Genomic DNA, 8,812 nt, shown 5'->3' with positions numbered 1-8,812 from the left:
TCCGGTAGTCTTCGCAAAACCACCTGAATCAACGACTTGGGCTGGCGTCAAGCTAACCCACTGGCACCACTCAACTTAATTTCGGATCAGGCTCTAACAGTAGAAGATATGATCGAGTGCGTATGTGTTCAGATACATCAGGCCGAACATCACAACAGTCGAGGTCGCTATCATCGCGAGAAAACGAGTGTAAGTCATTGCGTTTCTCCCATCGGCGCTGGCGACATCCGCAGCGTCACCACCATGCGGTAAGTGTTTGTGGTTGTGGTTTTGGCTTCGGTTTGGGCTGGGGTCATCGTTTGACCTTTTCGAACAAGTCGATCAGTTCGTTAAACTTCACGCGTTGTTCGGCGGCATCGTCCGATGCAATGGCCTCGGAAACGCAGGACGCTGCGTGATCTTTCAGAATTTCATTCTCTGCCTTTGAGAGGGCAGCTTTAACGGCCTGCACCTGATGCAAGACATCGATGCAATAGCGGTCATTTGCGATCATCTGCGAAACGCCGCGGACCTGCCCCTCAATCCGTTTTAAGCGGTTCAGGATATCAATTTTGCTTTTGCTCACGACACAATGTCTCACTCAGATAGGTAAGGGGGGTATAGTATCTAAATTCGCGGTGAAAGGCAACGCGCCAGTGTAACCCCCTACCGAGTGAATTTTATCTCGGGGTTTTGCAATTTCTGATGATGGCCATCTAACATCCCTTTTAAATGGCCGCAGGGGTTGCAGACTGTGGGTGGGAGAGAAATGAATGGATCGGACGAGCTTGTGCTTGTGTCCGCGTATTTTCACGAAGGAGTTTCAGCTATGCGGCATGAAAGCGATCGACGACATCCATAGGGCCATTGCGATCATCATAAGGTTTTCCGTCAGGGAGACAAAACCGAGCGGCACATTACTGTCACCGCCGACGCAGGCGCATTTGAGTTCGCGCCGCTCGATATAGACCGCCTTGAACACCGAGATTGCACCGATCGTACCGATGGACAGCGCCACCGGCATTGAAAGCCAATGCAATTGGCCCGAAACCATCAGCACACCGGCCAAGCCCTCGGCGAAGGGATAGATGGTCGCATAAGGCACCCAGCGCTTCGCCAGCAGGTCGTAATTGAGGAACATCGTTGCGAACTTGTCGACATTCTGGAGCTTGAGCAGCGCCAGCACGCACATGCTGAAGGCAATAAACCACTCGGCCACGCGAACGCTCAGAGCCGTGCCATCGACCGCGATGCCAGCTGCCATCGCCATCGCTGCGGTCATGGCGAAGAGCGCGATGACCGGGCGGTAACTGGTCACATTGGGATCGGGGACCTTGATCCCGAAGAATCGCCGCAGGTCGTCATGCCCACCAATCCGCTCACCATCGATGAAGGTTTGGGGTGTGGTTGCAACGCCGTGTTCAGCCTTGAACGCATTGATTTGTTCGCGCGTGGTGAGGTGCCGATCATCCACTTTATAGCCGCGCGTTTCGAGCAGATGCTTGGATTTAAGGCCATAGGGGCAGGTGTGATTGGGCATGACCATGCGGTGGAGCACGGCGGTTTTTATGGGCTTGGGCATTGGTGATTTCCTTTGAATCGCTGCAATGCAGCCCATATAGGTTCCGTACCATGGTACGGGATCGAGGGCTAAAATGAAAATTGGTGAACTTGCCCGCGCAAGCGGGGTCAACGTCGAAACGATCCGCTATTATCAGCGGCGCGGCTTGCTCGCGCAGCCTGCGCGTCATGAGGGGCCACGCCGTTACACGCGCAGCGACCTCGGCCGTTTGCAATCGATCCGCTCGGCGCAGACCGCCGGGTTCACGCTTGACGAGATTGCTACGCTGCTCGCTCTGGATGCTGGCGACCGGACAGCTGCGCAGGATCTGGCGCGCGTTCGGATCGCGGCGCTTGATGCCAAAATCGCCACGTTGCAAACCATGCGGGGAGCCCTCGTCAGGCTCGCCGATGACTGCGCGTCGGAGCAATCCGGACCCTGTCCCATAATCGATGCTTTCAGCATTGAGCAGGAAAATGCAGGAGAGATGGAGGCAACATGAGGGGTTTTTGCCGCGCCCGCGTATATAATGCGGAAGGAGCTTCATGATGGATCTCGACGAAAATCTCGCCCGATTGGCCAGACTTCCTGTGCCGGACCTTTCCGGCATTGATGGTGGGAGGCTGGCTTTGCGCGCGCAAGGCGAGGTCAGGCAGACGCGGGCGATGCTCGGCCTAGGGCTCGTGGTGTCGCTCGGGATGGGTGTCGTGAGCGGGCTTCAGGTTCCGGCGCGCGCGGAAGTGCCCCTTGCGGCCTTCGGACCTTCGGCTTCGCTTACTCCTCTGATTGCATTGGGTCAGGAATGAATTTTCGTCGTATCGCCCTAGCAGCGGCGCTGATCATTGCGCTTGCGCTGATCGGCGTATGGCTCGGACGCATGCTTCAACCCGCACCGCACCATGGTGGGGCTGAACTGCACGCCCTGATCCATGGCGAGCTCGACCTCGACCCAGCTCAGGAACAGGAATTGACTGCGTTGGAGCGCCAGTTTGCTGCGCGGCGCGAGGCCCTCGAAGACCGGCTCCGGCGCAGCAATGCACTGCTCGGCGACGCCATCGCCGCCGAACATGAATTTGGTCCCCGCGTTTCCGCAGCCGTGGACGACACGCATGACGCGATGGGGGATCTCCAGAAGGCAACGCTCGAACATGTTTTTGCGATGCGGGCCATTCTCCGCCCCGATCAACAGGCGCGGTTCGATGCGGTGGTCAGTAAGAGCCTCGCTGCTGAGCCGCAGTGACCCCTGCCAATCTGGATGCGGCGCTCATACGCGGAGCACGGGCTGGCGATCCCGGCGCGCAACGTGCACTGGTCGAACGCTACCGTGAGACCGTGTACCGGCTTGCGCGCTCGGCGACAGGCGACACTGAGGAAGCCTTCGATATTGCGCAGGAAGCGTTCGTCGCCGCGTTTGCTGCGCTGAACCGATATGATCCCGAGCGACCTTTCAAGGCTTGGATCAGCGCTATCACGCTCAACAAATGCCGAGACTGGGCCCGTCGCCGAGCCGTCAGGCGGTTTATCGGCCTGCCGATGCCGGAACAGGCCGCGGACTGGATCGCCGATGATGCGCCTTCAACGGAAACACTAGTCGCAGACCGCTCCGAGCTCGCTGCGGCCGCCCGCGCGATCGCCAAGCTACCGGCCAGCCTGAAAGACGTTTTGATCCTGTGCACGATCGAGGGTCTGAGCCAGCAGGAGACAGCAATGACGCTGGGCATCAGCCTCAAGGCGGTCGAGACGCGGCTTTACCGTGCGCGTCAAAAATTGATGGTTATTTTGAGGGGTGACACCGACCCGCGCGTATAGAGGTGTATGAACAGTCCTCCCCTTACTCGACGTCACCTCATAGCCGCGCTTGGCGCGGCATCCGCTTTCGCCGCTACGCCGGCTTGGGCACAAGGACACAGCGTGCACCGCGGCGGCGCCCACGGGAAAGGTGGGCCGCGCATCCCTGCTGGGTTTGGCGAACTGAGCGGCGACGTGATCGACCTTGCCGTTGGGAGTGGTCATCGCATTATCGAAGGCCGCCGCGGTCCCGGCATCGCGGTGAACGGAAGTGTTCCAGGCCCTCTTATTCGCCTGCGCGAGGGGCAGAGTGTGCGCTTCAATGTGACCAACAACCTCGGCGAGGACACCTCGATCCACTGGCATGGCCTTTTGTTGCCGTTCCAGATGGACGGGGTTCCGGGCATCAGCTTTCCTGGTATCAAGCCTGGCCAGACTTTCAATTATGAATTCCCCGTTCGGCAGGCGGGCACCTATTGGTATCATAGCCACTCAGGACTGCAGGAGCAGTCCGGGCATTATGGCCCGCTGATTATCGATCCGGCGGGCGCAGAACCGGTTCAGTATGATCGCGATTACATTTTGTTGGTGAGCGACTTCACCGTGCTCGACCCCCATTTCATCATGCAGCGGCTGCGCACCGGCGAAGGCTATTTCAATCGGCAGCAAACCAGCTGGACTGACGATTACGACTTGTCATCAGAAGAGCGGCGGATGTGGGCCGAAATGCGGATGATGCCGACGGACATCATGGATATTGGCGCGCCGACCTACACGTTCCTCGCCAATGGCCGCGGACCGACCGAGGGGTTGGAATATCTGTTCCGAGCCGGAGAACGTGTGCGGTTGCGCATCATCAATGGATCGGCGCAGAGCTTCTTCAATGTCCGTATCCCCGGCCTGCCGATGACCATCATCGCCGCCGATGGCCAGAATGTGCGCCCGGTCGAAGTCGACGAATTCCAGATCGGCACCGCCGAAATCTACGACGTCATTATTACGCCAGGCAGCGACGAGGCCTATGCCGTCGTGGCAGAGTCCATGGACCGCTCGGGGATGGCGTTGGCGATGCTGGCAAGCCGTCCCGGTGCGCGCGCAACTGTGCCAGCGCTGCGCGATCCGCCGCTGCTGACCATGGGTGACATGGGGATGGATCACGGCTCGGGCGGCATGGACCATGGCGCGATGAGCAAGGTCGCGCCAGCCGATGCTGCCGCAACGGGTGGTACAGCCGGCGCGGCTATGGGCGCGACGGACCATGCAGCGATGGGCCATGGCCAAGCAGCGGGTCCGGCAGAATCCGCAGATGGCGGTATGGCAGGTATGGCAATGGGCGGCATGAGCATGGACGGCATGAAGATGCGTGACACCACGCTGTTGCCACCAGACGTCGCGATCAGTCCCGGTGTCGACATGGTGTCGATGGCGCCAGTCGACAAAATGGGCGATCCGGGAATTGGCTTGCGCGACGTGCCGCACCGCGTGCTCAATTACCGGATGCTGACTGCGCTCGAACCCAATCGCGACACCCGCGAGCCGTCGCGGCTCCTTGAGCTTCACCTCACCGGCAATATGGAACGCTATATGTGGTCGTTCGACGGGCGGATGTATTCCGCCGTCAGCGATGTACCCATCCGCTTTGCCTGGAACGAGCGGGTGCGGGTGAAGCTGGTCAACAATACAATGATGGCGCACCCGATCCATCTGCACGGCATGTTCTTCGAACTGGTCAACGGGGAAAGCGCTGCACATCAGCCGCGCAAGAATGTCGTGATTGTGCAACCTGGCGCCAGCGCGCAATTTGATCTCACGGCCAATGAGCCGGGCGACTGGGCGTTTCACTGCCACCTGATGTATCACATGCATGGCGGGATGATGCAGACTGTGACCGTGGTCGGTCCGGGCGGCGGCGCATGAGTGTGCGGCCTGTCCTTTATGCGGCATTGCTATGTAGCGCGGTGATTGCTGCGCCGGCAGTGGCGCAGCATCAGGGTCGTGCAATGCCAATGCCTGCCCCTGCGCCTGCGCCGAGCCCTACTCCTGCGCTGACGACTCCTCCCGCCGATCCCCATGCCGGGCACATCATGCCCGGTGCGCCGATAACGCCAGCGCCTGCACCTACTGATCCGCATGCCGGTCACACGATGCCTGGAACACCGACAGCTCCGCCGGTTGACCCTCATGCCGGGCATGCCATGCCAGCGATGCCCGCATCTGATCCAGCAGATCCGATGGCGGATATGGATCATAGCACCATGGATCACGGCATGATGGACGACGCTGTGTCGGCATCGCCGGGACCTGACATGGAGACCCCGCCGCCACCTGAGGCTGGAAGCGGTCCACCTCGCGCTGCCGATGCCATTTGGGGCGCCGCCGCGATGCGAGCTTCGCGCGAGGATCTCCAACGCACCCACGGCGATTTCCCGGTCTTCTGGTTTCAGGGCGACCGGTTCGAGACACAAGTGCGCGAAGGTGCAGATGGCTACCTGTGGGACTTGCAAGGTTATTATGGCGGCCCGACGAGCCGGTTCTGGTTCAAGAGTGAGGGCGAAGGGACGTTCGGCGAACAGATCGAAGACGCTGAGGTTCAGGCACTTTACGCACGTGCCATTGCTCCCTTTTGGGATCTGCAGGCGGGCGTGCGGCAAGACTTCGGCGGACCTGACACCACGCATGCCGTGATCGGCGTGCAAGGGCTTTCGCCGTACCAGTTCGAAGTCGACGCCGCATTGTTCTTGTCGCAGCGCGGCGATCTGACCGCGCGGATTGAGGGCGAGGTTGACCAGCGCATCACGCAGCGTCTGATCCTGCAACCGCGCGCCGAAGTCAATCTGTCGGCACAAGACATTCCGCGCCTCGGCATCGGGTCAGGCATCGACTCGGTCGAGGTCGGTGTGCGGCTGCGCTATGAATTTATCCGGGAGTTTGCCCCCTATATCGGCATTGAACAAAGCTGGCGCCTCGGTGGCAGCGCCGATTACGCCCGAGCGCGCGGCGAGGATCCCAGCGTCACCAATTTTCTCGTCGGCATCCGTTTCTGGTTTTGAAGCAAAGGAATATCCCATGAAATTCGCATCTGTTTATGCAGCCCTTGCTATAGTTTCGGCACCCATTCTTCTCTCGTCCGCCGCGCTTGCTCACACAAAGGTCGTCGCTTCGACTCCAGCGGAGGGCACGACCGTTGGCAGCGTGCGCGTGGTCACGCTGACATTCAATGAAGCGCTGCTCCCGCCGACAGCGGCGGCAAGCATCGTCATGACCGGAATGCCGGGCATGGCAAACCACGGCGACATGGCCATCCGCAACTTCACTACTGCCTGGTCGAACGGCAACAAGACGATGACGCTCAACCTCAAAAAGCCGCTCGCCAAAGGAACCTATGAGGTGCGCTGGCAGGCTGCGGGGGCTGACGGCCATCGCATGACAGGTAAAGTCAACTTCATCATCGGCTGATATGGAAATGGGTGAGCTATCCGAACAGGTTCTGCGGTTTGCGCATTATGCGTTGCTGCTCGGCCTGTTCGGTTGGACGGCATTTCACCTGGCGAGGCTGCGCCACCTGGAGTGGGTGTCGCAGGATGAGGGTAGACCTGCTCTGACCCTCGTCGCCATTTGTGCTCCGCTGTTGTCAATCGCGCTGATGCTGGTGTCGATTGCAGCGATGATGGGCGCGCCGGTTGCTTCGCTCGACTGGCCGATGATCGAAGCAATGATCGTCGGCACCGAGATGGGTATGGCGTTTCTGATACGTCTCGCGTTGATGTTTATCGGCCTTTGCGCGCTGTTGGCTATGCAAGGCGGAAAGGCAGTCCAGTTGATTGCCCCTATATGCTTCGGCGGGGCGCTGCTGACGCTCAGCTCGAGTGGCCATGCGGCTGCGACTGAAGGTGGTTTAGGCCTGTTCCACCGCTTGAACGATGGCGTCCATCTGCTGTCCACCAGCCTATGGCTGGGTGCCATTTGCTGGTTCCTGTGGCTTACGGTCAAAGCTCATCGGCAGCCCGATCTAATCCCTGTCTTGCCGCTACTTCGCGTGATGCACGCATTCGCGCCGCTGGGTGTCGGACTTGTCGCCGCTGCCGCACTGACAGGCATTATCAACGCGCAGTTGATCTTTGAACTGGAGAACAGCGTTTCGGTCTTGACCACGCCCTACGGCGTCTTGCTGACCGCGAAAGTGGTGTTGTTTGTTAGTATGCTTACGTTCGGTGCGCACAACGCCCTGATCGGACGGCAGGCGGCCCTGGATGGCGAGAGCGAGAGAATGGAAACCTCAATCACTCTATCGCGACTCCGTAGGAGCCTGGCAGGCGAGTTGATTTTGGCCGTTGGAGTGATTGGACTGGTTGCCGTGCTGGGCATGATGTCGCCAATCATGATGTAACCAAGAAATTTATTGAGGGAGGAAAAAGACGATGATCGAGGGCAAAATGATACAGCTGGCGGGGCGACGCGCTGCTTATCTCGTTGGCATTGCGGCGATCGGACTAAGTCTGACGGCCGCGCATCCGGGGTCGCATGACGCGCCGCGAACGCCAACTTCGGCAAATCCGGGCGCGCCTGTCGATGCGGCAACACCGGTCGGCACAGTTATGGCCTTCCACGAAGCACTTGCCAGCGGGAACACCGCTGGTGCATTGGCGTTGCTGGCGGAAGACGTTATGATTTTTGAATCAGGTGGCGTCGAAAACAGCCGCGATGAATATGCCAGCCATCACCTTAAGTCTGATGCAGCCTTTAGCGCCGCAGTTCCAAGAACTCTTGTCAGCCGTAACCAAGGCACGCAGAACAATATGGCCTGGGTATTGAGCGTCGAGACTGTTGCCGGCACATACCGCAACCAGGCCATAAATAGCCGCTCGGTTGAAACGATGTTGCTCCGATTGATCGATCGGCAATGGCGAATTGTTCATATCCATTGGTCTTCGGCCTCGAACGATTAAGGTCCGGACTCATTCATGGCCAGAAGGCGACGGCGAGGCTTACCGCCGATAGAAAGTTTCTGCGAGCTTCTCATAGCGGGTAGCGGTGCGGCGAACGTCCTTGGAGGCTAGCGAGCATTGCTTCGACCTGCCAGCGGTCTTTGTGGCAGCGTTCATCATATTGGATCGGGCCCGTGCAATTGCGACAACCGGCGACTACCGGGATCGTGCCCTGATCGTGCAAGGCGGCGCTAATGCGGTTGGCATCCTCATCGCAGTCGGCGATCACCCTTTTTAAGCTGACAGTTTCGCCGACCAGCAGGTCTGCACCCCTCACAACACTTCACATCCGATGTGTTGCCGGAAGTCAGGAATAGGCGCAGTGGTCATCTGAACGGATCGACCAGCGCGCCTCTTTTGCGCCATTGGCAGAGCGGAGAGCCTTGAATTAGCTGCTTTCGATCGTAAGCCTGCGGTGAGTACCGCGGTTCAGGCAGCCTGACGCTGGATTTGAGCGGGTCGCCAGTTCCAGGGGAGCAGGTCGGCGAGCTGGCTTTGC

Annotated in this window: 11 protein-coding genes and 1 pseudogene; 9 read left to right on the top strand and 3 right to left on the bottom strand. The window is 59.4% G+C overall.

Translation table 11 applies throughout. The annotated features are described in order from the left end of the window. Nucleotides 1–99: 99 nt before the first annotated feature. From C7451_RS20350 to C7451_RS19225, 3 genes and pseudogenes are all read right to left on the bottom strand, one after another. Nucleotides 100–198: pseudogene (locus C7451_RS20350) on the bottom strand (DUF305 domain-containing protein); the annotation flags it as partial. Nucleotides 199–292: 94 nt separating this feature from the next. After that, complete coding sequence (locus tag C7451_RS19230) at nucleotides 293–565, bottom strand: metal-sensitive transcriptional regulator (protein ID WP_060977694.1); 273 nt, start codon at nucleotides 563–565, stop codon at nucleotides 293–295. 237 nt (nucleotides 566–802) lie between these two features. Beyond that, entirely contained in the window at nucleotides 803–1,597 is a 795-nt protein-coding gene (locus C7451_RS19225) for a MauE/DoxX family redox-associated membrane protein (RefSeq protein ID WP_244182037.1), read from the bottom strand. A 37-nt stretch (nucleotides 1,598–1,634) separates the two neighbouring features. Here C7451_RS19225 and C7451_RS19220 point away from each other — a divergent pair, with 37 nt between their 5' ends. The 9 genes from C7451_RS19220 to C7451_RS19180 are packed head-to-tail and all read left to right on the top strand — an operon-like array spanning nucleotide 1,635 to nucleotide 8,274. Continuing rightward, a complete protein-coding gene (locus C7451_RS19220) occupies nucleotides 1,635–2,042 on the top strand; it encodes a MerR family transcriptional regulator (RefSeq protein WP_060977696.1) in 408 nt (135 codons plus the stop codon). 43 nt (nucleotides 2,043–2,085) lie between these two features. Next, the gene (locus C7451_RS19215; protein ID WP_066044345.1) at nucleotides 2,086–2,346 is read left to right on the top strand and encodes a hypothetical protein; all 261 of its coding nucleotides are present in this window, start codon (nucleotides 2,086–2,088) and stop codon (nucleotides 2,344–2,346) included. Further along, the gene (locus tag C7451_RS19210; protein ID WP_060977698.1) at nucleotides 2,343–2,780 is read left to right on the top strand and encodes a periplasmic heavy metal sensor; all 438 of its coding nucleotides are present in this window, start codon (nucleotides 2,343–2,345) and stop codon (nucleotides 2,778–2,780) included. The genes C7451_RS19215 and C7451_RS19210 overlap by 4 nt, the downstream gene beginning before the upstream one ends. Then, entirely contained in the window at nucleotides 2,777–3,349 is a 573-nt protein-coding gene (locus C7451_RS19205; protein ID WP_060977699.1) for an RNA polymerase sigma factor, read from the top strand. The genes C7451_RS19210 and C7451_RS19205 overlap by 4 nt, the downstream gene beginning before the upstream one ends. A 6-nt stretch (nucleotides 3,350–3,355) precedes the next feature. Further along, on the top strand, nucleotides 3,356–5,245 hold the full coding sequence (locus tag C7451_RS19200) for a copper resistance system multicopper oxidase (protein ID WP_060977700.1): 1,890 nt from the start codon (nucleotides 3,356–3,358) through the stop codon (nucleotides 5,243–5,245). Then, complete coding sequence (locus C7451_RS19195; protein ID WP_110300453.1) at nucleotides 5,242–6,378, top strand: copper resistance protein B; 1,137 nt, start codon at nucleotides 5,242–5,244, stop codon at nucleotides 6,376–6,378. Before C7451_RS19200 ends, C7451_RS19195 begins: the two co-directional genes overlap by 4 nt. 16 nt (nucleotides 6,379–6,394) lie before the next feature. After that, nucleotides 6,395–6,784, top strand: a complete 390-nt coding sequence (locus tag C7451_RS19190; protein ID WP_060977702.1) for a copper resistance protein CopC — start codon at nucleotides 6,395–6,397, stop codon at nucleotides 6,782–6,784. A gap of 7 nt (nucleotides 6,785–6,791) precedes the next feature. Beyond that, a complete protein-coding gene (locus C7451_RS19185; RefSeq protein WP_157759158.1) occupies nucleotides 6,792–7,715 on the top strand; it encodes a CopD family protein in 924 nt (307 codons plus the stop codon). Nucleotides 7,716–7,746: 31 nt separating this feature from the next. Beyond that, nucleotides 7,747–8,274, top strand: a complete 528-nt coding sequence (locus tag C7451_RS19180; protein ID WP_066117341.1) for a YybH family protein — start codon at nucleotides 7,747–7,749, stop codon at nucleotides 8,272–8,274. Nucleotides 8,275–8,812 lie beyond the last annotated feature (538 nt).

Source organism: Blastomonas natatoria (assembly GCF_003201955.1).
In the GTDB taxonomy this organism is placed as follows: Bacteria; Pseudomonadota; Alphaproteobacteria; order Sphingomonadales; family Sphingomonadaceae; genus Blastomonas; species Blastomonas natatoria.
The sequence above is the reverse complement of the archived record's forward strand: the minus strand, read 5'-3'. Positions and strand labels throughout refer to the sequence as shown.